Source organism: Bacteroides sp. AF29-11, assembly GCF_003602895.1.
In the GTDB taxonomy this organism is placed as follows: Bacteria; Bacteroidota; Bacteroidia; order Bacteroidales; family Bacteroidaceae; genus Bacteroides; species Bacteroides uniformis.
The window spans coordinates 213,716-237,308 of the sequence record NZ_QTLY01000008.1 but is presented as its reverse complement, the minus strand read 5'-3'; the positions used below and the strand labels follow the sequence as shown (position 1 = coordinate 237,308).

The window sequence follows — 23,593 nt, the reverse complement described above, 5'->3', positions numbered from 1 at the left end:
AAAAAAGGAAGTTCAGTTCATTTTTTATTGGCTTCCACCCACTTGCGTGCATTGACAAATGCTTCTACCCAAGGAGTGATTTGGTCGCTGTTTACGCGGTCTGCGGGGTAGCAACCGTTCTGCCAGGGGAAGATGGCACGTTCCAAGTGGGGCATCATGGCCAGATGACGTCCGTCGGCACTTGCCAATCCGGCTATGGAATAATCTGAGCCGTTGGGGTTGGAAGGGTATTCGTCGTATGAGTATTTCAGCACGACGTTGTATTTGTCCTCGTCGTATGGCAAGGAGAATTTTCCTTCACCGTGAGCTACCCAGATACCCAGTTTGCTTCCACTCAGTGAGCCGAGCATTACGCTGCGGTTGGTGGGGACAGTAACACCGAGGAATCTGGATTCAAACTTGTGTGAGTCGTTATGAAGCATCTTGCCGTTTTTCTTGTGCTCGGGATTGATAAGATTAAGTTCCATCATGAGCTGGCAGCCGTTGCAGACACCTAGTGAAAGCGTATCCTCGCGTGCATAATATTTGTCGAGCGCCTCTTTCGCTTTCGGATTGAACAGGAAAGCACCGGCCCAACCCTTGGCAGAACCAAGAACGTCGGAGTTGGAGAAACCACCGCAGTAAACAATCATGTTTACATCTTCCAGCGTCTCGCGGCCGCTGATAAGGTCGGTCATGGTAACATCCTTCACATCGAAGCCTGCCAGATAGAGTGAGTAGGCCATTTCGCGTTCGCCGTTGGTTCCTTTTTCACGGATGATGGCGGCGCGTATACCTGACGGTGTACGGCGGTCCGGATTAATGCCGTATTGTGAGAACTTGCCTTTGAAGTCCGGCATGAAGGCGAATTCCACCGGTTGCATCTTGTAGTTTTCGAAACGCTTCTTGGCGCAGCCGTTCATGGACTGCTTACGGTCAAGGAGATAAGAAGTAGAGTACCATACATCACGCATATAGTCGATGCCAAACTGATAAGTAACATCGCCTTTTGATACAAGAATATGGCGTTCGTCTGTCGGTTTGCCGAGCTTCACGTAACCTACGCCTGCATCTTCCAGTATTTGCTTTACAGCTTCCTTGTGCTTGTCGCTCACCTGGATAACGATACCCGGGTTCTCTGCAAACAGAATCTTGATAAGGTCTTGCTCCTTGATTTTATCCAGGTTGATTTCCATACCGCCTTCCACATTGGCAAAGCACATTTCAAGCAGTGTAGTGATAAGACCACCGGCGGAAATATCATGTCCGGCAAGAATCAGTCCCTTGTTGACCAGTTCCTGCACGGCAAGGAAAGCATCGCGGAAGTATTCGGCATCCTGCACGCTGGGAACTTCGTCACCTACCTTGCCCAGGGTCTGAGCAAAGGCGGAACCGCCGAGTTTCAGGTTGTCGAAACTGAAGTCTATATGATAAATGGTAGTCTTTTCATTGTTAACCAGCACCGGAGATACGACTTTCTTGACGTCGGAAACTTCTCCACCGGCAGAAACAATTACCGTGCCCGGAGAAATTACTTTGCTGCCGTCGGGGTATTTCTGTGTCATGGAAAGAGAGTCTTTACCGGTCGGTACATTGATTTGCAGGGAACAGCAGAAGTCACTCAAGGCCTTTACTGCCGTGTACAGACGGGCATCTTCACCTTCTTGCGAACGGCAAGGCCACATCCAGTTGGCAGAAAGGGAAACGCTGTCCAGACCTTCGGCAAGCGGTGCCCAAACCAAGTTGGTCAATGCTTCGCTGACGGAAAGAACGGAGCCGGCTGCCGGGTCGGCAAGTGCCGCCTGGGGAGCATGGCCCAGAGAGGTTGCGATACCCTTTTCGCCGCGATAGTCTAAAGCTACCACACCACAATCGCTCAGAGGCAACTGCAATTCACCCTGGCACTGTTGGCGGGCAATCTTGCCTGTTACAGAACGGTCCACCTTGTTTGTTAACCAGTCTTTACAAGCCACAGCTTCCAGTTGGAGCACATTGGTGAGGTATTCGTGTAGTTGGGAAACTTCGTATTGGGGCATTTCGTAGTGACGTTCCACGGTCTTGTCCACCATATAGGTCTTGGGGGAAGAGCCGAACATCTGTTCTACGGCGAGGTCGAACGGACGTACACCGTCAGCTTGCTGGAAGGCAAAGCGATGGTCGCCGGTCGTTTCACCGACTACGTACATCGGGGCACGCTCACGTTCGGCTACCTTGCGTACATGTTCGATGGCCTCTTCCTGAATCAGCAAGCCCATGCGTTCCTGGCTTTCGTTGGCAATGATTTCCTTGGCAGACAGAGTCGTGTCACCGATGGGCAACTTGCTCATGTCAATTAAACCGCCGCATTCCTCTACCAATTCGGACAGACAGTTTACATGTCCGGCAGAGCCGTGGTCGTGGATGGAAACCACCGGATTGGTCTCTTCCTCACAAAGTGCGCGTACCACGTTGTAGGCGCGTTTCTGCATTTCGGCGTTGGCGCGTTGTACAGCATTCAGCTCGATGCCACTGCTGTAGCGTCCGGTATCTACGGAAGATACGGAGCCGCCGCCCAAACCGATGCGATAATTGTCTCCACCGATGACAACCACTTTGTTGCCGGCTTCCGGTGTACCTTTCAAACAGTCACGCTGGGTACCGTAGCCTACGCCTCCGGCAAGCATAATCACTTTGTCGTAACCATAGACTTCATCTTTTTCCTTATGTTCGAAAGTGAGCACGGAACCGCAGATTAGCGGTTGGCCGAATTTGTTCCCGAAATCACTGGCACCATTGGAGGCTTTGATTAGTATTTGTTCGGGAGTTTGATACAGCCATTTGCGTACCGGCAGAATCTCTTCCCAGGGACGTCCTTCTTCCGTACGGGGGTAGGAGGTCATGTAAACGGCTGTTCCGGCAATCGGCCAAGAGCCCTTACCGCCGCCCATACGGTCGCGAATCTCACCGCCCGTACCGGTAGACGCACCATTGAACGGTTCTACTGTTGTGGGAAAGTTATGTGTTTCCGCTTTTAGGGAGATGACACTCTTGATGTCTTTTACTTGGAAATAGTCGGGCTTGGAGTGGTCTGCCGGAGCAAACTGTTCGATAACCGGACCTTCGGCAAAGGCCACATTGTCTTTGTAGGCAGAGATAATCTTGTTGGGATTCTCTTGTGTGGTCTTCTTTATCATTTGGAAGAGTGAAGATTCCTGTTCCACTCCATCGATGATGAATGTTCCGCCGAAGATTTTGTGACGGCAGTGCTCGGAGTTGATTTGCGCGAAGCCGAATACTTCGGAGTCTGTCAGAGGGCGCCCGAGGTCTTTCTCTACCTTCTTGAGGTAATCCATTTCCTCTTTGGAAAGTGCCAGACCTTCCTTTTCATTGTATGCCTCCAGGTCTTCGATGTGTACAATCGGTTCCGGCTGCCGGTTGGTTGTAAATACATTCTGGTCCAGCCCCTTGTACATACGTTGCAGCATCGGGTCGTGGTCTGCGTTCTCATCTTTTACGGGGAAGTACTCTTCGATGCGTATGATGCCGTCCAGCCCCATATTCTGGGTGATTTCTACGGCGTTTGTACTCCAAGGAGTAATCATCTCACGGCGCGGGCCGACGAAATGTCCTTTCAGGTTGTCTTCACTTTCGGGGGTGGCTTCTCCAAAAAGCCAGCAGAGTTTGTCGCTGTCTGCCTGGGGGAGTTCATGATTACATTCTACGGCAATCACGCTCTTGGATGGGGTTCTGAAAAAAAGAATCATAGTTATATTTACGATTTTACGATTTACGATTTTACGATTGAAGTTACTTTTTTGAGTATCTTCATCTTTTCTTCTTGGGGACAAAGATACGCAAAATCGGTGGGGAGGAGAAAAAAAGAAAACAAAAAACGCATGCAATTTTACTTGCATGCGTTTTTTTGTTCTGTTTTATAAAGCCGGATGCGTATTATTGTATGACGATTTCATCCGTAAATAAGAATTGCTTCTTCCCTTGTATGGCGTGGAAACGTACATACCGTGCTTCAGTAGGGGTGCCGGTCCAGCCGAAATCTCTGAAAATCACGTCTTTTCCGGCCTCCTCCTCACTGCAAGTATCACTGCCCAGCAGGGTGAATTCTTTGCCGTCCACTGATGCCCACACTTCTACTTTGGCTGGAAGAAAAACCTGTGGGGTACGGATTTGCATGAAGTTGGCCATGACCCGGTGTATAGCGGTCACTTCGCCCAAGTCGATGGTAGCATCCAAATCATTGGGGCAGAATCCCTGCCAACGTCCGTCCATATAGCTTTTACCGCCACGTAGTCCGTCAAGTAGTCCGGTATCGCCACCGCCTTTATACACATCTTTGTTCTGGTAGTATCCGCCATCCGGCGCATAGGTTATCTTTTTGCCTATGCCTTTGTGGTAGTCGGTGCGCAGCTCGAGGCTTTTGCCGAGTGGCTTATTTCCGTCGAAAAGACGGGCTGTCAGCAATATCGAATCTTTTACGGCAAATGGCTTTTTGTATAATTTGGAAGATGCGGTCGGTTCGGAGCCGTCTGTTGTATAGCGGATGTCAATCGGATATTTTTCGGAGGTGAGGGAGAGCATGATTCTCTTCTTGGCATAGTCAACGGTCTGGCTGGTCTGCACTAGTTCGGACAGGGTGAACGGGTTGTAGCCTTTTGCCTTGATATGGCGTATTTCGTTGTTGATACGTCTCTTGAAACTTTCCGGATGCTTGTTCTTTACGGGAGTCCAGCCTACTTCTGCCAGGGCGATGATACGCGGATATATCATGTATTCGGCATGCTCGTAGGTGGGCAGATATTCTGCCCACACATTGCCTTGCACACCTAATATATATTTGCAGATATCTGTTCCTAATGAATCGGGAGCCGGGTCGTAGGAGTAGGTCTGTCCGATGGGGACGCAGGCGCCAAACGCCAGAGGCTGTGTCTCAGGGTCATCCTGGTAGTGGTCCAGATAGCAGTGGCTCTCCGGTGTCATGATGGCATAATGCCCCATGCGGGCGGCGGCAATGCCACCCTCCGTACCTCGCCACGACATGACGGTTGCATTGGGGGCCAGACCTCCATCCAGTATCTCATCCCAGCCGATGATTTCACGCCCTTTGTCGTTGAGGTACTTCTCTATGCGGGCTATCATATAGCTTTGCAGCTCACTTTCATCTTTGAGTCCTTCTTCCTTCATGCGCTTCTGGCATTTGGGGCATGCCTTCCAGTGGCGTCTGCTGGCTTCATCGCCTCCAATATGGATATACCGGGAAGGAAACAGCCGTATCACTTCATCCAGCACGTCTTCGAAGAACTTGAAGGTCTCTTCGTTACCGATACAGACTTCGCCGGATGTATAAGGCTTGCCGGTGCAGGACAATTGCGGATAGGCAGCCAGCACTTCTCCTGAGTGTCCCGGCATTTCTATTTCGGGGATAACGGTGACATGCCTCAAGCGGGCGTATTCTAAAACTTCGCGTACATCTGCTTCCGTATAGTAGCCTCCATAGGCTCCTTCTTCATTCTTCTCGCAGAAGCGGTGGTCGTATTTCCCCCAATCCTGCAGATTGGCGGCTTTTCTCCAGGCTGCGAATTCCGTCAGGCGAGGGTAGCCCGGAATCTCCAGCCGCCATCCGGCACCGTCGGTCAGATGCCAATGCAGGCGGTTGATTTTGTAGGTGGCTACCAGGTCTATTTGTTTCTTGACATAGTCCGTGTTAAAGAAGTGTCTTGAAACATCCAGGTGCAGCCCACGATAGGGGAATCTGGGTTCGTCCTTGATGGTCGTGACTGGCAGTTTCTTCCCGTTACGGGCAAGTTGTGCCAGGGTTTGCAGTCCATAGAAGGCACCTGCAGCGGAGGAGGCCTGAATGTTTACACCTTGTTTGCTGACTGTCAGGTTGTAGCCTTCGGCAGCGATTGGATTATCCGTTGCGTCCGTTATTTCTATCGTTACAAAAGGGTTCTTGTCGACAAGCTTCATGGGGATGGCAAAGTCCGGCAGATAGGCCAGCAGGTCATTCATGTCGGATTTCGCCAGATTGGTCGAGAAGGTTACCGTAGATGGCAGTTCGACTGTTTTTGACGTTGTTTGGGCATACTGCGGATATGGAACCACACCGAGTTCCTTGGGGGCTTCGCATGCCGTCAGTAGTAAGACGGCCATGGAAACGAGTGTTAGAGTTTTTTTTATTCGTTTCATAAGGGGGTATTGTTAAGTTCGGAGGTAAATATACGGAATAATATGTAAAATGGATAATCTTTACTTCTTAAAATCCTTTTCCGTCGAAAAAACGTTAACACTATTCGTTCGTCTCATAAAAAAGTCCGATATTTGCAGCCATGATTCAGATAGAGACCATATTTGACATATTGTGGAAGGGGTTCATTATCGGCGTCATTGTGTCCGCGCCATTGGGTCCTGTAGGAGTATTGTGTATTCAGCGTACTTTGAATAAAGGACGGTGGTATGGTTTCGTAACGGGGATAGGAGCTTCGCTAAGCGATATTGCATATGCTTTGCTGACGGGCTACGGGATGAGTTTCGTTTTTGATTATGTCAACAAGAACATCTTTTACCTGCAACTTTTCGGAAGCATTCTTCTGTTGGCGTTTGGCGTTTATACGTTCCGCAGCAATCCGGTACAGTCCATCCGTCCGGTATCCATCAACAAGGGTTCCTATTTTCATAACTTCATAACGGCGTTTGCCGTCACGCTTTCCAATCCTCTGATTATATTCCTTTTTGTAGGCCTTTTCGCCCGCTTCGCTTTTGTAAGTGAGGGAGTGCTGGTATTCGAGGCCGTTACCGGATACTTGGCCATCGCATTGGGCGCTTTGGCATGGTGGTTTGGCATTACCTTTTTTGTCAATAAAGTCCGTACACAATTCAACTTGCGTGGCATCTGGATGCTGAACCGTATTATCGGGAGCATTGTCATTGTGGTGTCTGTGGTGGGATTGGTGTTTACGCTGATGGGTGAATCGCTGTATTGAGTGGGAAGGTGAAAAATCATAATTCATACATTTTATCGTGAAGATTGCGCAACAACTGAAAGAAAAGAATATAGCCGAATACCTTATATATATGTGGCAGGTGGAGGATTTGCTCCGTGCCAACGGCTGTGACATAGACCGGATACGCCAGAACATCATTTTGCGCTATCCGGAGGAGGAACGGCCTGCGTTGGAAGAATGGTATGGAAATCTGGCAGATATGATGCGTGCGGAAGGCGTAACGGAAAAAGGACATCTGCAAATCAACCGGAATGTCATTCTGAACCTGACGGAGCTGCATGGCGAATTACTGGCTTCTACGAAATATCCGTTCTATAATGCGGCTTATTTCAAGGCACTGCCTTTTATCGTGGAGCTGCGCCAGAAGAGCGGCCGGAAAGAGGAGCCTGAGGTAGACACTTGTTTCGAGGCGCTTTATGGAGTGCTGCTGTTGCGCTTGCAGAAGAAGGAAATCAGTCAGGGCACGGCAAAGGCTATGGAGGCCATCAGCGGTTTCGTCTCGTTGCTTGCCAACTATTATGACAAGGAGAAGCGGGGAGAATTGGAGTTGATGGATAATTGATAATTATGGAGGAAAATATTGTTCATCGTAACATTCTATATATAAGTGTAACTTTATTAAATGAATATTCTGATAACCGGTGCCAACGGTCAACTTGGCAATGAAATGCGAGTGTTGTCGAAAGAAAACGGACAACATGCTTATTTTTTCACTGACGTGCAGGAATTGGACATTTGCGACGAACAAGCTGTGCACGGGTTTGTGAAGGACAACCGGATAGATGTAATCGTGAATTGCGCCGCTTATACGGCTGTAGACAAGGCGGAAGACAATCAGGAGCTTTGCGACAAGCTGAACCATGTCGCTCCGGGCTATCTGGCTGCCGCTGCCGAAGCTTGCGGTGCTGCATTGATACAAGTGTCTACCGACTATGTTTTTGACGGAACCGGACACACCCCCTATACGGAAGAGGCGGCTACTTGTCCCAATTCAGTATATGGTTTTACCAAACTGGCGGGTGAGCAGGCGGTGATGAAGTATTGCAGCCGTGCCATGATCATCCGTACGGCGTGGCTCTATTCCATTTATGGAAATAATTTTGTGAAGACGATGCTCCGTTTGGGACGCGAGCGCGAGACGCTGGGAGTTGTATTCGACCAGATAGGTACGCCGACATACGCCAATGATTTGGCACGCGCCATCTTTGCGGCTATCAGCCAGGGAATCGTGCCCGGCATCTATCACTTCAGCAACGAGGGAGTCTGCTCGTGGTATGATTTTACGTTGGCTATCCATCGTCTGGCAGGTATCAAGAGCTGCAAGGTAAGTCCGCTGCATACGGACGAATTCCCTGCCAAGGCACCGCGTCCGCATTATTCTGTGTTGGACAAGACAAAGATAAAGAAGACATTCGGCATCGATATACCCCATTGGGAGGCGAGCCTTGCCGTCTGCATGAAGAATTTGGAAGAGTGATTATTACTGACTAATTGATATATGGCCAATAACAACGAAATAGAGAGACGGAGAACGTTTGCGATTATTGCGCATCCGGATGCCGGTAAGACATCATTGACCGAGAAGCTGTTGCTTTTTGGTGGACAAATCCAGGTGGCGGGTGCCGTAAAGAGCAATAAGATAAAGAAGACGGCAACGTCGGACTGGATGGATATTGAAAAACAGCGTGGTATTTCCGTTACCACTTCTGTAATGGAGTTCGACTACCATGACTACAAGGTCAACATCCTTGATACTCCGGGTCACCAGGACTTTGCTGAAGATACCTACCGCACGCTGACGGCTGTGGACAGTGTTATCATCGTGGTGGACGGTGCGAAAGGTGTGGAAACGCAGACACGCAAGCTGATGGAGGTCTGCCGTATGCGTAATACGCCGGTGATTATCTTCATCAACAAGATGGACCGTGAAGCCAAAGACCCGTTCGACCTGTTGGACGAGCTGGAGGAGGAACTGCACATCCACGTGCGTCCCTTGACGTGGCCTATCGAGAGCGGTGTCCGTTTCAAGGGTGTCTACAATATCTACGAGCATAACCTCAACCTCTACCAGCCCAGCAAGCAGGTAGTGACGGAGAAGGTGGAAGTGGACATCCATACCGAGGAATTGGACAACCGGATTGGTGCCCAGCTGGCCGATAAGCTGCGTGGCGAACTGGAACTGATAGACGGTGTTTATCCCGAATTCGATAAGGAGGAATATCTGAAGGGTGAGCTGGCTCCTGTGTTCTTCGGTTCGGCACTGAATAATTTCGGTGTGCAGGAACTGCTGGATTGCTTTGTGGAGATTGCTCCCAGTCCCCGTTCCGTGAAGGCGGAAGAACGTGAGGTGGAGCCGGAAGAACCTAAATTTACCGGATTCATCTTCAAGATAACCGCCAATATCGACCCGAATCACCGTTCATGTATCGCTTTCTGCAAAATCTGCTCCGGGAAGTTTGTACGCAATGCCCCGTACTTGCATGTACGTCATGGCAAGACGATGCGTTTCTCGTCGCCTACGCAGTTCATGGCGCAGCGCAAGACAACTGTCGATGAGGCTTGGGCGGGAGATATTATCGGCCTGCCGGATAACGGTACGTTTAAGATTGGCGATACGCTGACCGAAGGCGAGGCGCTTCACTTCAAGGGACTTCCGAGTTTCTCTCCGGAGATGTTCAAGTACATTGAGAATGCCGACCCGATGAAGCAGAAACAGCTTGCCAAGGGTATCGACCAGTTGATGGACGAAGGTGTGGCGCAGTTGTTCGTCAACCAGTTCAACGGGCGTAAGATTATCGGTACGGTGGGGCAGTTGCAGTTCGAGGTCATCCAGTATCGTCTGGAGAACGAATACAGTGCGAAGTGCCGTTGGGAGCCGCTCAGTCTGTATAAGGCCTGCTGGATTGAGAGCGATGATGCGGCGGAGTTGGAAGCCTTCAAGAAGCGCAAATACCAGTACATGGCGAAAGACCGCGAGGGTAGGGATGTGTTCCTGGCCGACAGCGGATATGTGTTGCAGATGGCGCAGATGGACTTCAAGCATATCAAGTTCCACTTTACGAGTGAGTTCTAAGCTATATGATTTTTGCTGACTCACGGCTATAAATGATGCAAGTCGAAGAAAAAGAGGAGGTACAAAGTAATGAAAAACTTTGTACCTCTTTATTTATTGTGGGAAGAAAGTGTTACCTTTGTTTCTGCAACGATTAATATGCATTGATTATGAAAACTGTTGAAGTAAGCTCGTTCCTTACCGATTTTACACCTTACTTATTATAAACACAAAATTTCAAGATGAAACATACCTTCCTTTTTCTCCTGCTGATTCTCCTTCTGGGGCTGACAGCCTGCTCGAAACCTGCCGATAGAACTTTGGTGTATAGTGTGGTGAAAACCTATCAGGATTTGTATAATGCGGTAACAAAGTAAAATCAGCCAAACACGTAGAGAGGCACATTCTCTCTATGTGTTTATTCTTTCTTTTCACTGGCATAAACTCATAAATGATGTCATATTGCAAAGAATAACTTATAACAATTACCTTGTAGAGATAGGAAGATACAGGTGGCTTCATTATCAGGGGTTTGCGTGTGTCGCTTGTAGAGATTATCACCTTATTCCTCTTATTTAAGCTTTATTTCCCCCCTTCTTCTTGTAGAGATATGGTTTTTGTAATCCTTTGTTTTTGAGTGATTTGTGAAAATCGGTTGTAGATGCCATTTTCTTGTTTTCCCTTGTTTCCCACCCTAACTTTGCAACATCGAATTTGAGAAAAGCAGACGGCTGAATCGTTGAGGCCTCACGATGAAAACTTCTGCTTCTCGGGTGAGACAAGAGAAACAGAATATACCTATTATTAATCATTTAAAACATTACGATTATGGCATTTTTTAAAAGAGTTCAGAAAAAAGTAAACGATTTGTGGTATCCTCAATCAGTAACCTGGGGCAAGGCGGTTACTACCCGTGAAGTGGCAGACGAGCTGTCTGTTCTTTCTACCGTGACCCGTGGTGACACGTATGCGGTGATGGAGAACTTGGGACGTGTATTGAGCAATTTCATGGGGCAGGGACGTACTGTGAAGATAAATGGTGTAGGCACCTTCTACTATACTGCCACCTCTACTAAAAGAGGAGTGCCGACGGCTGCGGAGGTAAGCGCTTCGCTGATTAACGGAGTACGTGTCCGTTTTTTGCCCGAAGTGGAGCGTAATAGTGGCCGTCAGGTGATTACCCGCAGCATGGTGAATACGAAGATTGTTTGGGAAGAGTGGGGCAAGACTTCTACCTCCACCGGTACTACTCCCGGCGACAATACCTGTGGAACCCCCGGCGGCAACGACGGCGACCAGGGTGAGAATCCGTTGGGCTGATTCTCCTTCCTTGAAAGCAATTGATGACTGACACCGTTTTATGCTAAAAGTTTCCCGTACCACCTCATTGGTTGTGCGGGAAGCTTTACTTTTTAGCATCTTTTATCATTCTTCTCTGCCTTTCTTTAATGGATTATCGCTAATTTCGAGCGATTTTTCGTAAATTCGGCTGAATAACTAATAATTTATAATATGGAAAACTTGAATACAGCACTTCTGCTGATGGTGGTAGGTATGGCAACAGTCTTCGCTATCCTGCTGATTGTTATTAACTTAGGAAAAGCTCTTATTGCATTGGTGAATAAATATGCGCCCGAAGAGGTGACACCGGCTAAAGCTGCGGCAAATGGTCCCGCACCTGTCCCCGGTAATATTCTGGCAGCTATCAGTGCAGCCGTAACAGTAGTGACACAAGGTAAGGGTAAAGTTGCTAAGGTAGAAAAAATCTGAAATAATAATCTTATATAAAAACACACCGAATAATTTAGTATGAAAAAGGAAATTAAGTTCAGTTTGGTATTCAGGGACATGTGGCAGAGTGCCGGAAAATATGTACCCCGTGTTGACCAACTGGTGAAAGTAGCTCCCGCCATCATTGAGATGGGTTGTTTTGCGCGCGTGGAAACCAATGGCGGAGGTTTTGAACAAGTAAATCTGCTGTTTGGGGAGAATCCGAATAAAGCCGTGCGCGAGTGGACGAAGCCGTTCCATGAAGCCGGTATCCAGACTCACATGTTGGACCGTGCCCTGAATGGCCTCCGCATGAGTCCCGTGCCCGCCGATGTGCGCAAGCTGTTCTATAAGGTAAAGAAAGCGCAGGGTACGGACATCACGCGTACCTTCTGCGGTCTGAACGATACCCGCAATATCATCCCTTCTATTGGCTATGCACACGATGCCGGAATGATTTCCCAATGCTCGCTCTGCATCACCCATTCACCCATCCATACCGTAGAATACTACACGGAGATGGCACTGAAGCTTATCAAGGCAGGTGCCGACGAAATCTGCATCAAGGATATGGCAGGTATCGGACGTCCGGTTTCTTTGGGCAAGATTGTGGCCAATATCAAGGCGGCGCATCCCGATATTCCTATCCAGTATCATAGTCATGCGGGTCCCGGTTTCAATATGGCAAGTATTCTTGAAGTGTGCGAAGCGGGTTGCGACTATATCGACGTAGGCATGGAGCCGCTTTCCTGGGGTACGGGACATGCCGACTTGCTCAGTGTGCAGGCCATGCTGAAGGATGCAGGCTTCCAGGTGCCCGAAGTCAATATGGAGGCATATATGAAGGTACGCGCACTCATCCAGGAGTTTATGGACGACTTCCTTGGCTTGTACATCAGCCCGCGCAACCGCCTGATGAACTCCCTGCTGATTGGTCCCGGACTGCCGGGTGGCATGATGGGCAGTCTGATGGCAGACTTGGAATCCAATCTGGAGTCCATCAACAAATACAAGGCAAAACGCAACCTGCCCTTCATGAAGCAGGATGAACTGCTCATCAAGTTGTTCAACGAAGTGGCATATGTTTGGCCGCGCGTGGGTTATCCCCCGTTGGTGACTCCGTTCAGCCAGTACGTCAAGAACCTTTCCATGATGAACGTCATTGCTATGGAGAAAGGCAAGGAACGCTGGGGTATGATTGCCGATGACATTTGGGATATGCTGTTGGGCAAGGCAGGTAAGCTGCCGGGTCAGCTGGCTCCCGAAATCATAGAGAAGGCCGAACGCGAAGGACGCAAGTTCTTCACCGGCAATCCGCAGGACAACTATCCCGATGCTCTGGACAAGTACCGCAAGCTGATGAAGGAGAACAAGTGGGAACTGGGCGAGGACGACGAAGAGCTCTTCGAATACGCCATGCACCCGGCTCAATACGAGGCTTACAAGAGTGGTAAGGCCAAGCAGGACTTCCTGGAGGATGTGGAGAAACGCCGTGCCGAACGTGACAAGTCTCCGCTGGACGATGCCAAACCCAAGACGCTCACTGTGCAGGTGGACGGTCAGGCTTACCGCGTGACGGTGGCATACGGTGACATCGACCTGCCCGCTTCGGCCACCGAAAAGGTGACAGCTCCCCCCGTAGGCGAAGGTCAGGACGTTCCGGCTCCGCTCGAAGGCAAGTTCTTCCTGACAAAGAATGCGCAGGAAACCCCGTTGAAAGTGGGTGACAAGGTGAAGAGTGGCGACCTCCTCTGCTATATCGAAGCTATGAAGACATACAATGCCATCCGCGCAGACTTTGATGGAACGGTTGTTGCCATCTGTGTCAATCCGGGTGACTCTGTTTCTGAAGATGATGTATTAATGAAGATAGGATAATGGAAGATATATTTGCAAAACTCTATGATATGACGGCCTTCAGTAACATCATTGCTGATCCGTCGTTCCTCGTGATGTATGCCATCGCTTTCATCCTGCTTTATTTAGGTATCAAGAAACACTATGAACCATTGTTGTTGGTACCCATCGCTTTCGGTGTGCTCATTGCCAACTTTCCCGGCGGCGAGATGGGGGTGATTCAGGCAGATGAAAACGGAATGGTCATGGTAGGCGGGGTGATGAAGAATATTTGGGAGATGCCGTTGCACGAGATTGCGCACGACCTCGGACTGATGAACTTCATTTATTATATGCTGATTAAGACCGGCTTTCTGCCGCCTGTTATCTTTATGGGTGTGGGTGCGCTGACAGACTTCGGTCCGATGCTCCGTAACTTGCGTCTCTCCATATTCGGTGCGGCTGCGCAGTTAGGTATTTTCACCGTACTGCTTTGTGCTGTGATGATAGGGTTCACTCCGCAGGAAGCAGGTGCGTTGGGCATTATCGGTGGTGCCGATGGTCCTACGGCTATCTTTACTACCATCAAGCTGGCTCCCCATCTGTTGGGACCGATTGCCATTGCTGCTTATTCTTATATGGCGCTGGTACCGGTCATCATTCCGATGGTGGTGAAGCTGTTCTGTACCAAGAAGGAATTGATGATTAACATGAAGGAGCAGGAGAAGCTGTATCCTTCGAAAACCGAGATTAAGAATCTGCGTGTATTGAAGATTATCTTCCCGATTGCAGTGACTACGATTGTTGCTTTATTTGTGCCCACAGCAGTACCTTTGATTGGTATGTTGATGTTCGGTAACTTGATTAAGGAAATCGGTTCGGATACAAGCCGCTTGTTTGATGCTGCTGCTAATAGTATCATGAATGCAGCTACCATCTTCTTAGGATTGAGCGTTGGCGCCACGATGACCAGTGAGGCATTCCTGAATTGGACGACTATCGGTATTGTGATTGGTGGTTTCCTGGCATTTGCATTGTCCATTACGGGAGGTATTTTCTTTGTGAAGCTGTTCAACCTATTCAGCAAGAAGAAGATCAATCCGCTGATTGGTGCTACCGGCCTGAGTGCCGTACCCATGGCAAGCCGTGTCTGCAATGAAATAGCAACGAAGTATGACCCGAAAAACCATGTGCTGAATTACTGTATGTCCAGTAATATCTCCGGCGTAATCGGCTCGGCTGTTGCGGCGGGTGTGCTGATTTCATTCCTGGGATAAACGGTCAGTAGGAAAAATATAAAGAAACTCGCCCACATACGGATGGATTTCGGAGGAATAATGCAAAGTGTTTGGAATCGAATGGGATATGTAGCGTTGTACCATATTCTTCCTTTAGCGGCTTTTAGCCGTTTTTGAGGGAGTCAGGAGAACAAATCGCTACTTATCCGTTGCCTTTTCGGGATTAAAAATCGGTATGGATTTTACTTCCAAAACTGTTTTATTCTCCTGTTCGCCTCCGCAAGGAACGCTGTTTCTGTCTATCTTTTGCTAATGCAAAGTTAGTCAAAATTTTCCGTATAGGAAAAAATACAGGCTTTGCCTGCGAACCGAGGGGCTTTTTTCCATGTTCCGCTATATTTTTCATGCCTTTCATTTGCTCGCTATATAATAATTTTGCAAACAAAGGAATTGGTTATGAATCAGGCAAATGTGAAGGTGTCGTTCTACCTGAAAAAGAGCGAGGCGGATGCCAATGGGAATTGTCCCGTAATGGCCAAGTTGAACATCGGAAAATATTCCGAAGCGGCATTCAGTGTGAAGATGAAAGTGCCGCAATCTCGGTGGGCTTCGGGGCGTGCCTCTGGCAAGAGTGTGGCGGCGAAGGAAATCAATAACCGGCTGGATGAAATTCGTGCGATGGCATTGAGTATCTATAGCGAGCAGTCTGCCGTCCGTGACGGTGTGACCGCCGAGGAAGTAAAAAGCATTTTGCTTGGAATGGCAAGCGAACAGGAAACGCTTTTGAGCTATTTCAAGCAATTCATCAACAACTTTGAAAAGCGAGTCGGGGTCAACCGCACAGCCAAAAGCCTGCAAGCATACCGCAATACATACAGGCATATAGAGAACTTCCTGCAAGAAAAATACAGGCTGACGGATATTCCTTTTTCGGCATTGGACCGTTCCTTCATCGACAAATACGACCTGTACCTCCGTACCGAACGCCATCTTGCTCCCGGGACAGTCATTAACCTGACCGTCCAACTGAAAACCATCGTGGGCGAGGCCATTGCGGACGGCATCATTACCGCTTATCCGTTCATGGGTTACGAACCGATTCGTCCGAAAGCGGTACAAAAATACCTTACCGATGTGGAACTGCAACGGCTCATGACCACTCCGCTTCACAAGCAGACTCTTTACCTTGTCCGTGACATGTTCCTGTTTTCTTGCTTCACCGGTATTTCATACAGGGATATGTGCTCGCTGACAAAAGAAAACCTGTCGCTTGCGGAAGACGGTACATGGTGGATTAAAAGTGCCCGACAGAAAACCAAAATAGAATTTGAGATACCCTTATTGGACTTGCCTTTGCTGATTATTAAAAAGTATAGCGATACCGCCTCTGATAGCAGGCTGCTACCGATGTATTGTAATTCCAACATGAATCTTTACCTGAAAGAGATTGCACGCATTTGTAAGATCAATCGTCCGCTGGTATTTCACGCGGCCCGACATACCTACGCCACTGAAATCACCCTTTCACATGGGGTTCCTCTTGAAACCGTAAGTAAGATGCTTGGACACAGACAGATTGAAACCACACGTATTTACGCGAAAGTGACAGACAACAAGATTGATTCAGATACAAAGACTTTGAACCGGAAAATATCGGAACACTTCACCGTAGTAATTTGATTATCTCTTAAAAGACAAGAACATGGGAAAAAATGCAGAAAACCAGAATACCAAACGGCGTAGCACTTTTGCCGTATTATTTTATATCAACCGCACGAAAGTTCGCAAGGACGGGATGTGCCAACTCTTGTGCAAGGTAAGCATCGATGCGGAATGGGTACAGATAGGGACTAAAGTTTCCGTCAATCCCACCATCTGGAATCCAGATAAAGGCCATGCCATCGGGCGAAGTGAAAATGCTGTTATCGTGAACCGCGCCATAGATGATCTGACAAACGAGATAACCGGACATTACCATCGGATAAAGAATAGTCTGGGTTTTATCACGGCGGAACTTGTCAAGAATGCCGTCAAAGGCATAGGTCAGAAACCGCTTACGCTGCTTGCCTTGTTCAGGGAACATAACGAGGAGTTCAAGAAGCGTGTTGGGATAGACCGCATACAGGAGACATACGATTCCTACCAGCGGTCATACAAGCATCTTTCCGCTTTTATTCAGAAAAAGAAAGGCGTGGAGGATGTGACTTTGCGGAGCCTTGACCGTGTGTTTTACGATGATTTCGAGCTGTTCCTGCGCACGGACCGCAACCTGAAACCCAAGAGCGTGCATGAACACTTGTACCGTCTGAAGAAACTCACGATGCGGGCGGTCAGCCAGGGGACATTGCGCCGTGACCCATATTGCCGCCTGCATCCCGAACTGCCCAAAAGAAAGAGCCGCCACATGAAACTGGAGGATCTCAAGACATTGATGACCACACCGGTGGAGAAACCACAACTGCAATTCGTGAGGGATATGTTCATATTCTCAACTTTCACCGGACTGGCGTATGCGGATTTGAAGAAACTGTCAATAAATGATATTACGCAGGCAGAGGACGGCACCTGGTGGATTCATATCCACAGGCAGAAGACCGACACGCTTTCTTCTGTCCGTCTGCTGGATATTCCCCTCCGGATCATCGAGAAATTCCGCGGCCAAAGAACCGGGGATAAAATATTCAACATTTACACACGCGGATATTTTATCATGCTGACGCGTGAGTTGGGAAAGGCCTATGGCTTTGATTTGACCTTTCATCAGGCGAGGCATAATTTCGGCACCCATGTTACCCTCTCGCTCGGTGTGCCAATAGAGACGGTCAGCCGCATGATGGGACACACGTCCATTTCCACCACTCAACTCTATGCGCAGGTAACGGATAATAAAGTGGATGAGGACATGAAGAAATTGAGATCCACAGGCTTTGCAAGTCAGATTGACCTTTGCGAAGAGGATTTCACCGCAAAAAAGAAACGGAAAAGAAAACCACAGACCGTATGAAATGAAAAAACGGAGAAACGACTTGCAGTTCGGGCAGTCGTTTCTCCGTTTCTGTCTGAATGTACGTGGCTATACCCAGCGTTGTTCCTCCCGGCAGCGTTTGTAGGCATCGTCCAGAATCTTCATAATGTCGGATTCTTTATAAAGAGCCTTCCCTTGTACCATGTAATAGGGAATCACCCCGAAAGTACGGTATTCCTGCAATGTGCGCCTGCTTACCCGCAGTATTTTGGAAAGTTCCTCGTCCGTGAGGAAGCGTTCCCCGTTGAAGAGGGATTTGGGGACATCTTCCATTCTGGCGAGCATCTTCTCCATCTTTTCCATCCCTTGAAACATCACGTCGATGCGCGGGTCTTTCTTGTCTATAAAATGATAACTCATGATTTGTTCTTTATTAAAGGATGATAATTCAATTCCAATAATCTCTGTATATCTTCAGGCTTGTAGAAGAGTTTGTTCTTGATGCGGCTGAAAGGCAGGATGCCTTTGGCACGGTACACCTGAAGGGTCTTTTTGGATATGCGCAGCACCTCGCATACCTCTTGGTTATCCAGCCAGTTTTTCAGTCCGAGATCTTTATCCGGACGGCATACACGTGTCAACCGTTCCTCGAACTCGCAAAGGCGGACACGCAGTTCTTCAAAAGTCTGTCTGTCGATACATATGATTTCCATAATCCTTGTTCCTGTTTTAATTAAACATTTGCCTGGGGCCTGTATTTCGCCGGTAGCGACTTACCCTTCTGGTAAAGGAAGGCTTCCACTTCGGAGGCCTTGTAGTAGGTCCTCCCATCAATCATGTAATAGGTGACGAGTTTCTTCTGGCGGTAACGCGCCAGCGTGCGTTTGGTGATGCCAAGCAACTGGCACAGGTCGTAGTTGTCTAAAAGCGTGTCTCCGTCCAGACAATCCTTCAGCTTGTTCATGCGTTCCAATGTCCGGTCTATCTTGTCAAACCGTTCCATGATCTGGAAGAACATCTTGTGGGCGGTCTCATTGTTTATTTGTAACATGACTAAACTGTTTTGAGTGTAAATAATCGTTTGCTTACACCTTGTCGCGCAACAGGTTATATCATATTAAAGGGCTAACAGCATACCAATGACACCGATAGGCACCAAAAAACACTGATACAATATTGTATATCAATGAAATAAAGTTTTTATAGTGTAAAATGGTGATTTGGAGAATCTTGCATTTTGCAAGATTTCCTTGCAGGATGCAATGGACTATCGCGAGGATTTACAGTAAACCAAACGGCAGATGCCGTTACGGGTGATGGTGGATTCATGCAGCCGCCAACGGGTGGCGGGCAACTGCCGGAGGACGGCACTCCCTTTCCCGTATGTCAGGGGAAGGATATAGACTACAATTTCGTCAATGAGATGATAGATGGAAAGGCTATGCAGTAATTCAAGACTTTCCTTGTCTGAGATTTCCGCTGTATAGATACAGGAAGCGTCTTTTTCGTCCTTTTCACAAATCAGATCCAACATGGGATAGCCGATGGGCAGCATGAAAGTACTTCTCCCGCGCCAGAACGGGAAACCCCGTTTGTCCGTCTTTACCCATTTGAACAGTTCCTCGTCCTCACCGGGAAGAAAGCCGTCCAATGTCATTGCCGTTATGATTTGCACTTTTGCCATACTTCCTCCTGTTATAAAGAAAAGCGTGAAACTCACGCGGTTTCGGACGGAGGCTCTGACAAAGCCCAATACAGAAACTTGCATGAGCTCACGCTATAAAGCATAGCATAAGCTACACGCAAAAGCCTCTGTATTTTTGAATTTGTCAGATTCCCGTCCGAGACGTTTTACGACTTATGTATATAATCAGCAGGGCGATTAGACTCCGCTGTTATTTTTTTTATGTTCAGATTTTACGAGCCCATGACCCGTTCAATCTTTTGCAAAATTACGAATTTTCATCCATATAGAAAACAGTTTCAATCGTTATTGTATTCTATTTGTCCTATTAAATGTCACAATCATAAATACTTGTTCATTTTAACCTGTACTTATTCATTTTCCGGTACAGTGTTGACGGATTGATTTTCAACAGCCGTGCCGCTTGTTCACGATGTCCGTTGCAGGCTTTTAGTGCATTGATGATAGTTTCTTTTTCGTTCTCCTCATCTTTCAACGGGGATATGACAGGAGCAGGAACCAAGGCCACCTTGTCCGGCTGTCTATTCATTTCCAAATCCGCAAAATCCAGTAGCGGTCCTTCGGCAAGCAGCACGGCTCTTTTTACTATGTTCTGCAACTCTCTGACATTGCCAGGCCAGGAATAAGAACGCAACCTGCACATACCCGCATCAGAGAAACCGGTAGTATCCCGTTTCAGTTCTTTCGAGAAGCGTTTACGGAAAAATTCGGCCAAAGGTATGATGTCTTCCGGGCATTCCGCCAAGGATGGCTGCCGGATTTCAAACTCGTTTAAACGGTGATAAAGGTCTTCCCTGAACCGGCCTTCCAAAATCGCTTTTTCAATATTTTCATTCGTCGCGGCCACAATGCGCACGTCCGCGACACGCTCCTTGTTCCCACCGATGGGAATATAGGTATTTTCCTGCAATACCCTAAGCAGCATGGATTGTATCTCGAAAGGCATCGTCCCGATTTCATCTAAAAACAAAGTACCGCCTTTCGCCATGTCGAAAAAGCCTTCTTTTGCCGTGTCAGCACCGGTAAAAGCTCCTTTTGAGTGCCCGAACAACATGGAAGCCGCAAGTTCACGGGGCAGCACACCGCAGTTGACAGCCACGAAAGGCATCCCTACACGTTCGCTGCCCTCGTGAATGCTCTGTGCCACGGATTCCTTTCCCGTCCCATTTGCACCGAGTATCAGTACTGACATATCGGATGGGGCAACCAATTTTGCGCACCGTTCCACTTCAAGCATCTTGGGGCATGTACGTTTGAGCAATTCCCTTTTCTGCTCCCATCTGGTCGCGATTGGACGGAATATATCCTCAGCCAGTTCCAGCAGGTGTTCCCTGTGTACAGGCTTGGGCAGATAATCCCTTGCACCCAATTTGATGGTGCGTACCACATCGGGCACAGAGACATATTCCGTCGTGATGATGAACGGTATATCCATCTTTTCCTTTTTCAGCCATTTCAGAAGGGAAATTCCGTCCCCTTCGGGCAATCTCACATCCGATATGATGAGGTCAAAATTGTTTTTGCGTATAAGCGACCTGGCGATGGGTTCATTCATCGCCGTTATGGCATCATATCCGGCCTGTCCGAACCAGTCTTTCTGCATCTGCGACAGGCCTATGTTGTCTTCAACTATTAATATCTTCCGTTTCATTCGTCAGCTTTTTTATCTCATCCTCTGTCTCTGTGATAAGTACAGAGGCGGTATCTATTACTTTTTGGATATGAGTGGTCAACTCGTTGGCATTGTAATCGTCTTTTTTCAATAAGGAACGTAAGCCAAGCAGTACATCTTCGGTTTGCAATAACTCCCACATCGGCTGCATCCGGTGTGTAAGCTCACGCAGGCTCTGTCTGTCACCATGTCTCATGGCAACCTCAAGTTCCTTGCGGTCATTTTTCAATTGGGCAATGAAAGACCTGAGTGTCTTAGGTTTGTCGCTGACCTCCGCGAGTATCATGCTGAAGTCCGCTTTCTGTTTTTCTTCCGTTCGACCTGTTTTTATTGTAGAAAGCAGGCTGAGCAGTTCCGTTGAAGAGAACGGCTTGTAGATGCACTCTGTAAAACCAGCATTAAGGAACGCATCTTTTTCCCTGTCGCCCCGTGCGGTCATGGCTATGACCGGTATCTCACGGGAGTTCCCGACATTCGAGTTACGGAGCAGGTCCAGCAAATCGAAACCGCTGGTTCCTGGCATCAGTATATCAGACAACAATAGGTCATAATCTTTGCTTCGTATTGCTTTGACTACCTCTTTGGCTGTCCGGCATAAAGTACAGGTTATGCCGTTACGCTCCAGCATTTCCTTTATCACGTCAAGAAACATCGTGTCATCGTCGATTACAAGCACATTTTGGGGCAGATGTTCCGGGTGCGGAAGTATCTTGTTCTCGCTCTCCACCGGTTCATCTGTTATATTGAGAGGAAGGGTCACGCGGAAAGTTGTACCTTGTCCTATATCACTCGTTACGTTTATTTCCCCGCCGAGCAGTCTGACAATCCCTTTCGTGATAGGCAATCCAAGCCCGACACCATCCACGTTCGTTGCGGAAGTCAGGCGTTCAAACGGTCGGAATATGCGTGAAAGCGTTTCCGGGCTCATACCGATGCCTGAATCCTTTACCTCTAATAACAATACACCGTCATGATAGCAGGCATTCAGTTCGATGGCTCCGGATTCAGTAAACTTGACTGCATTGGTCAGCAGGTTATCCATTATTTGTTCGATGCGGTCCACATCTCCATACAGATTGACATCGGTATCTTTGAAATCCGGCCTGAACAGGATTCCCTTGTTAGTGACTACATGGGAAAAGCCCGATGCGACACGTTCGAGCAAGTCATTAAGGCTGAACGGGACATCATTCCGGGTTTCTTTTGCCTCGTTCAGACGGTACACGTCCAACAGGTTGTTGAGCAGGTGTACCACGTGCTTGCAGACAATCCTGATATTATTCAGGTGGGAGTTCCTGCGTTTCTTCTCACGGGTATCCATGGCCAGCTCGGCACTGCCGCTGATGATGTTCAGCGGGGCCCGGATATCATGGGATATGGTCAGGATAATGTTTTTGCGCATTTCCAGCAATGCTGTATTCTGCCCTATCGTTTCTTCCAGACGTTCTTTATTTCTCGCCTTTTCCCGTATATCGCGCTGAATAATCAGGTACGAGACAATCAACAGGATGATGGAGAAGATTATCAGACCAGTTATTACAAGGGTGGAATGTTCGTATGAGTCCTTCAAACGGATCTCCTTGTTCTGGAGTGCGATCAATGCCTGCTCGTCCAAACTTATAAGCAACGAGCGTAATTTCCGGTTGAGTTCACGGTTGTGTAACCGCAAACTGTCCGTGTAGGTCTCTATGTTTTTTCTACGTTCTTCCTGCAAGGAAATAAGCTCGTTACCCCGTGCTTTCATTCTTGTATTGGCAGGCGGCAGTTGTACGGTTTCCTTGCCTCCGAACCATCCGGCTATCCCTTTCTTTTTCCGGATTATTGTACGGGGTTCGTTAGCTTGTGATGTAACGAGTGAATACTGGTTGGCCAACAGGCTGTCGATGTGCTTCTGTTCCCGGTATATCCTGTTCATCTGAAACAAATGTTCCTCTTTGTTGAGCAGCAGGGTACTGAGGGAATCCACCTGTTCCGGTCGTACAAATTCCTTGCATTGTTCACGTAGGATTTGCAGCAGTGAATCCGCTTTCAAACGGCGTGTGTGATATATGTCACAATCTTCATCGCTCCACATCATAACGGACTCCCCAAGGGTCGCAAGCACTGTGATATGGCGATGCGTGGTGTTGATATTGCTTTGAGTCTGAAATATGGTTATCGACTCTTGCTCTATCTCCGCCACACGTTTGCGTTCGTGTAAAACTATGGCGACCATACAACCGATGACCACCATCAATAATAAATATCCTGTAACTATCTTATGTTGTAGCAGAATTTTCATATTCAAAATAATTGATTGCAAATAATTACAATATCATTTATTACATTTTTCATTACTACAACATCTTCAAAACAATTTTTGTCGCCACTATTAGAAT

19 protein-coding genes are annotated in these 23,593 nt (G+C 48.0%); 11 read left to right on the top strand and 8 right to left on the bottom strand.

Annotated features, from left to right (window positions below; translation table 11 throughout):
* Positions 1 to 17: 17 nt before the first annotated feature.
* Both purL and DWZ03_RS15095 read right to left on the bottom strand, forming a co-directional pair.
* A complete protein-coding gene (gene purL, locus DWZ03_RS15105) occupies positions 18 to 3,722 on the bottom strand; it encodes a phosphoribosylformylglycinamidine synthase (RefSeq protein ID WP_117922746.1) in 3,705 nt (1,234 codons plus the stop codon).
* 187 nt (positions 3,723 to 3,909) lie between these two features.
* The gene (locus DWZ03_RS15095; protein WP_120130354.1) at positions 3,910 to 6,162 is read right to left on the bottom strand and encodes a family 20 glycosylhydrolase; all 2,253 of its coding nucleotides are present in this window, start codon (positions 6,160 to 6,162) and stop codon (positions 3,910 to 3,912) included.
* Positions 6,163 to 6,302: 140 nt separating this feature from the next.
* Here DWZ03_RS15095 and DWZ03_RS15090 point away from each other — a divergent pair, with 140 nt between their 5' ends.
* The 11 genes from DWZ03_RS15090 to DWZ03_RS15040 all read left to right on the top strand — a co-directional run bounded on the left by DWZ03_RS15090 (position 6,303) and on the right by DWZ03_RS15040 (position 17,877).
* On the top strand, positions 6,303 to 6,956 hold the full coding sequence (locus DWZ03_RS15090) for a LysE family translocator (protein ID WP_005826316.1): 654 nt from the start codon (positions 6,303 to 6,305) through the stop codon (positions 6,954 to 6,956).
* A 37-nt stretch (positions 6,957 to 6,993) separates the two neighbouring features.
* Positions 6,994 to 7,539, top strand: coding sequence for a DUF4924 family protein (locus DWZ03_RS15085; protein WP_005826317.1), 546 nt, complete (start codon positions 6,994 to 6,996; stop codon positions 7,537 to 7,539).
* 60 nt (positions 7,540 to 7,599) lie between these two features.
* On the top strand, positions 7,600 to 8,454 hold the full coding sequence (gene rfbD, locus DWZ03_RS15080) for a dTDP-4-dehydrorhamnose reductase (RefSeq protein WP_005826319.1): 855 nt from the start codon (positions 7,600 to 7,602) through the stop codon (positions 8,452 to 8,454).
* Positions 8,455 to 8,475: 21 nt separating this feature from the next.
* Entirely contained in the window at positions 8,476 to 10,050 is a 1,575-nt protein-coding gene (locus DWZ03_RS15075) for a peptide chain release factor 3 (RefSeq protein WP_005835727.1), read from the top strand.
* Between the two features lie 221 nt (positions 10,051 to 10,271).
* Positions 10,272 to 10,406, top strand: coding sequence for a hypothetical protein (locus DWZ03_RS20395; RefSeq protein ID WP_005826323.1), 135 nt, complete (start codon positions 10,272 to 10,274; stop codon positions 10,404 to 10,406).
* Positions 10,407 to 10,857: 451 nt separating this feature from the next.
* Positions 10,858 to 11,349, top strand: coding sequence for an HU family DNA-binding protein (locus tag DWZ03_RS15065; RefSeq protein ID WP_120130353.1), 492 nt, complete (start codon positions 10,858 to 10,860; stop codon positions 11,347 to 11,349).
* Between the two features lie 192 nt (positions 11,350 to 11,541).
* Positions 11,542 to 11,799: an OadG family protein gene (locus DWZ03_RS15060; protein WP_005826326.1), complete on the top strand. Its 258-nt coding sequence runs from the start codon at positions 11,542 to 11,544 to the stop codon at positions 11,797 to 11,799.
* A gap of 39 nt (positions 11,800 to 11,838) precedes the next feature.
* Positions 11,839 to 13,677, top strand: coding sequence for a biotin/lipoyl-containing protein (locus DWZ03_RS15055; protein ID WP_005826327.1), 1,839 nt, complete (start codon positions 11,839 to 11,841; stop codon positions 13,675 to 13,677).
* The gene (locus tag DWZ03_RS15050) at positions 13,677 to 14,912 is read left to right on the top strand and encodes a sodium ion-translocating decarboxylase subunit beta (RefSeq protein ID WP_005826328.1); all 1,236 of its coding nucleotides are present in this window, start codon (positions 13,677 to 13,679) and stop codon (positions 14,910 to 14,912) included. The genes DWZ03_RS15055 and DWZ03_RS15050 overlap by 1 nt, the downstream gene beginning before the upstream one ends.
* Before the next feature lie 417 nt (positions 14,913 to 15,329).
* On the top strand, positions 15,330 to 16,553 hold the full coding sequence (locus tag DWZ03_RS15045; RefSeq protein ID WP_117865891.1) for a site-specific integrase: 1,224 nt from the start codon (positions 15,330 to 15,332) through the stop codon (positions 16,551 to 16,553).
* A 22-nt stretch (positions 16,554 to 16,575) separates the two neighbouring features.
* The gene (locus tag DWZ03_RS15040) at positions 16,576 to 17,877 is read left to right on the top strand and encodes a site-specific integrase (RefSeq protein ID WP_120130352.1); all 1,302 of its coding nucleotides are present in this window, start codon (positions 16,576 to 16,578) and stop codon (positions 17,875 to 17,877) included.
* Between the two features lie 69 nt (positions 17,878 to 17,946).
* Here DWZ03_RS15040 and DWZ03_RS15035 read toward each other — a convergent pair whose 3' ends face one another.
* From DWZ03_RS15035 to DWZ03_RS15010, 6 genes are all read right to left on the bottom strand, one after another.
* Positions 17,947 to 18,258 (bottom strand): helix-turn-helix domain-containing protein, encoded by a 312-nt coding sequence (locus tag DWZ03_RS15035; RefSeq protein ID WP_117865889.1) that lies wholly within the window; start codon positions 18,256 to 18,258, stop codon positions 17,947 to 17,949.
* Positions 18,255 to 18,551, bottom strand: coding sequence for a helix-turn-helix domain-containing protein (locus tag DWZ03_RS15030; RefSeq protein ID WP_117865888.1), 297 nt, complete (start codon positions 18,549 to 18,551; stop codon positions 18,255 to 18,257). The genes DWZ03_RS15035 and DWZ03_RS15030 overlap by 4 nt, the downstream gene beginning before the upstream one ends.
* A gap of 20 nt (positions 18,552 to 18,571) precedes the next feature.
* Positions 18,572 to 18,889 carry a helix-turn-helix domain-containing protein gene (locus DWZ03_RS15025; protein ID WP_117865887.1) on the bottom strand — a complete coding sequence of 106 codons (318 nt, stop codon included), beginning with the start codon at positions 18,887 to 18,889 and terminating at the stop codon, positions 18,572 to 18,574.
* A 216-nt stretch (positions 18,890 to 19,105) separates the two neighbouring features.
* Complete coding sequence (locus DWZ03_RS15020; protein ID WP_182012941.1) at positions 19,106 to 19,522, bottom strand: hypothetical protein; 417 nt, start codon at positions 19,520 to 19,522, stop codon at positions 19,106 to 19,108.
* Between the two features lie 355 nt (positions 19,523 to 19,877).
* On the bottom strand, positions 19,878 to 21,194 hold the full coding sequence (locus DWZ03_RS15015; RefSeq protein WP_117865886.1) for a sigma-54-dependent transcriptional regulator: 1,317 nt from the start codon (positions 21,192 to 21,194) through the stop codon (positions 19,878 to 19,880).
* A complete protein-coding gene (locus tag DWZ03_RS15010; RefSeq protein ID WP_117866018.1) occupies positions 21,169 to 23,496 on the bottom strand; it encodes a hybrid sensor histidine kinase/response regulator in 2,328 nt (775 codons plus the stop codon). The genes DWZ03_RS15015 and DWZ03_RS15010 overlap by 26 nt, the downstream gene beginning before the upstream one ends.
* Between the last annotated feature and the right edge of the window lie 97 nt (positions 23,497 to 23,593).

Coding starts and splice junctions, on each gene's coding strand:
- DWZ03_RS15060 (WP_005826326.1), top strand. CDS start 11,542: ATGGAAAACTTGAATACAGCACTTCTGCTGATGGTGGTAGGTATGGCA.
- DWZ03_RS15055 (WP_005826327.1), top strand. CDS start 11,839: ATGAAAAAGGAAATTAAGTTCAGTTTGGTATTCAGGGACATGTGGCAG.
- DWZ03_RS15095 (WP_120130354.1), bottom strand. CDS start 6,162: ATGAAACGAATAAAAAAAACTCTAACACTCGTTTCCATGGCCGTCTTA.
- DWZ03_RS20395 (WP_005826323.1), top strand. CDS start 10,272: ATGAAACATACCTTCCTTTTTCTCCTGCTGATTCTCCTTCTGGGGCTG.
- DWZ03_RS15010 (WP_117866018.1), bottom strand. CDS start 23,496: ATGAAAATTCTGCTACAACATAAGATAGTTACAGGATATTTATTATTG.
- DWZ03_RS15020 (WP_182012941.1), bottom strand. CDS start 19,522: ATGGCAAAAGTGCAAATCATAACGGCAATGACATTGGACGGCTTTCTT.
- DWZ03_RS15065 (WP_120130353.1), top strand. CDS start 10,858: ATGGCATTTTTTAAAAGAGTTCAGAAAAAAGTAAACGATTTGTGGTAT.
- purL (WP_117922746.1), bottom strand. CDS start 3,722: ATGATTCTTTTTTTCAGAACCCCATCCAAGAGCGTGATTGCCGTAGAA.
- rfbD (WP_005826319.1), top strand. CDS start 7,600: ATGAATATTCTGATAACCGGTGCCAACGGTCAACTTGGCAATGAAATG.
- DWZ03_RS15015 (WP_117865886.1), bottom strand. CDS start 21,194: ATGAAACGGAAGATATTAATAGTTGAAGACAACATAGGCCTGTCGCAG.
- DWZ03_RS15030 (WP_117865888.1), bottom strand. CDS start 18,551: ATGGAAATCATATGTATCGACAGACAGACTTTTGAAGAACTGCGTGTC.
- DWZ03_RS15050 (WP_005826328.1), top strand. CDS start 13,677: ATGGAAGATATATTTGCAAAACTCTATGATATGACGGCCTTCAGTAAC.
- DWZ03_RS15075 (WP_005835727.1), top strand. CDS start 8,476: ATGGCCAATAACAACGAAATAGAGAGACGGAGAACGTTTGCGATTATT.
- DWZ03_RS15025 (WP_117865887.1), bottom strand. CDS start 18,889: ATGTTACAAATAAACAATGAGACCGCCCACAAGATGTTCTTCCAGATC.
- DWZ03_RS15090 (WP_005826316.1), top strand. CDS start 6,303: ATGATTCAGATAGAGACCATATTTGACATATTGTGGAAGGGGTTCATT.
- DWZ03_RS15035 (WP_117865889.1), bottom strand. CDS start 18,258: ATGAGTTATCATTTTATAGACAAGAAAGACCCGCGCATCGACGTGATG.
- DWZ03_RS15040 (WP_120130352.1), top strand. CDS start 16,576: ATGGGAAAAAATGCAGAAAACCAGAATACCAAACGGCGTAGCACTTTT.
- DWZ03_RS15045 (WP_117865891.1), top strand. CDS start 15,330: ATGAATCAGGCAAATGTGAAGGTGTCGTTCTACCTGAAAAAGAGCGAG.